Here is a 1,589-nt window from a genome sequence, read left to right as displayed (position 1 = left end):
GTTCCGGTGTAGCTGGCCGCGACCGCACGGCGGCTGGCGGCGACCGCCTCGACCGGCACCGCTTCGGGGGCTTTCTCCGCCTTGGGGTCCTTGCCCTCCGACGCTTCGGCATTGCCGGGGGTGCCGGCTCCGCAGCCGCTCAGCAGCAAAGAAGTGGTGATCAGCAGCGCGGCGGCGCAGGTTCCGGTGCGGCCGGGCAGGAAAAAGAATCGCGACATCGTCGTGTCCCTGAGGAGATGCGTGGGCAGGTGTGGTAGCAAAGTAATGCACCACGTCACGACAACACCATATCCCAAAGGTCATGGTGACCGCAGACAGGCTTGAAGGCGTTCCGATTTCAGCTAGATGAAATCGCAGGCTATACTCCGGGCAGTTCCGTACCCCACGCCGGAACGACCAGAACCCGTTTACCGGAGACATCATGCGCCCGCAGCCGCTCGCCGCTTGTCTTGCTCTGGCCGTCCTCCTGCCCCTCGGGGTTGCCGCCCAGGCCGCACCTGCTTCTGCTGTCCCCGCCGTACCCGCTGCCCCGGCTCCGGCCGCCGCACCGGCCGCTCCTGCCGCTCCCGCCGGGAACTTCGACAATGGGCGGACCCTGGCCTACACCTGCCAGGGCTGCCATGGCATCACCGGCTACAAGAACGCCTACCCCAGCTACCGGGTGCCCAAGATCGGCGGGCAGTCGGCGCAGTACCTGACCCAGGCGCTGACCGAGTACCGCCAGGGCAAGCGCCGGCATCCGACGATGCAGGCGCAGTCGATGAGTTTCAGCGAACAGGAGATCGCCGATCTCGCTGTTTACCTGTCCACCGCCAAGTAAGCACGCTCATGACGAAAGCCGCGCCCTTCAAGCGTCACGCCATCGCTCTGTCCGTTGCCCTGCTGCTGGCTGCCTGTTCGCAGTCGCAGGTTGAGAACAGTACAGATTCCGCCGCCGACCCTGGCCATGCCAGTGGCGAACACGGCTCCAGTTCTTCCGCCGGCCTGCCCGCCGGCCGTATTGCCGCCGGTGAGGCGCGTGCCCAGGTCAAGGGCAAGGCGACCAACCAGAGCTGCATCGACTGCCACGGGGCTGACGGCAACAACCCGATCGACCCGACTTATGCAAAGCTGGGTGGGCAATATGGGGATTACCTGGCGCATGCGCTGCAGGCCTATCGCGCCGGTGATCGCCAGCACGCGCTGATGACCCCGCAGGCAGCCGACCTGAGTGATCAGGACATTGCCGACCTGGCCGCGTATTTCGGATCGCGGCCGAGCCAGCTGCGGGATCTGCACGGGTTGAAATAACCCGTCCCGGGAACTGGATACGTCAGGTATCCAGTTCCTCCCAGCGCGCGTACGCGGCGTCCAGTTCGTTCTGCACGGCGGTCAGCTTCTGCGTGTGCGCAGCCATGTCCGGCGCGCTGCGCTGATAGAACGCGGGATCGTTCATGGCGGCGGTGAGTCCTTCCACGTCCTTCTCCAGCTGCTCGATCTTCGCCGGCAGCTGTTCCAGTTCGCGCTGGTCCTTGAAGCTGAGCTTGCGCTTTGCCGGCGCTGCCGTTGCGGCCGCTGCCACGGCCGGCGTCGGTGCAGCCGCCTTGGCC

Annotated in this window: 2 protein-coding genes and 2 pseudogenes; 2 read left to right on the top strand and 2 right to left on the bottom strand. The window is 66.1% G+C overall.

The features are described 5' to 3' along the window. Nucleotides 1-218, bottom strand: a pseudogene (locus tag EGJ34_RS21645) (efflux transporter periplasmic adaptor subunit); the annotation flags it as partial. 203 nt (nt 219-421) lie between these two features. On the opposite strand from EGJ34_RS21645, the gene EGJ34_RS21640 reads away from it, so the two are divergent. Then, nucleotides 422-820, top strand: a complete 399-nt coding sequence (locus EGJ34_RS21640) for a c-type cytochrome (RefSeq protein ID WP_125362442.1) — start codon at nt 422-424, stop codon at nt 818-820. Between the two features lie 8 nt (nt 821-828). Next, the gene (locus EGJ34_RS21635) at nt 829-1,290 is read left to right on the top strand and encodes a c-type cytochrome (protein ID WP_125362441.1); all 462 of its coding nucleotides are present in this window, start codon (nt 829-831) and stop codon (nt 1,288-1,290) included. A gap of 22 nt (nt 1,291-1,312) precedes the next feature. On the opposite strand, the pseudogene EGJ34_RS21630 reads toward EGJ34_RS21635, so the two are convergent. Further along, a pseudogene (locus tag EGJ34_RS21630) lies at nt 1,313-1,589 on the bottom strand (ABC transporter ATP-binding protein); the annotation flags it as partial.

The sequence above is a fragment of the Stenotrophomonas sp. 278 genome (assembly GCF_003935715.1).
GTDB classification, from domain to species: Bacteria; Pseudomonadota; Gammaproteobacteria; order Xanthomonadales; family Xanthomonadaceae; genus Stenotrophomonas; species Stenotrophomonas maltophilia_AH.
The sequence above is the reverse complement of the archived record's forward strand: the minus strand, read 5'-3'. Positions and strand labels throughout refer to the sequence as shown.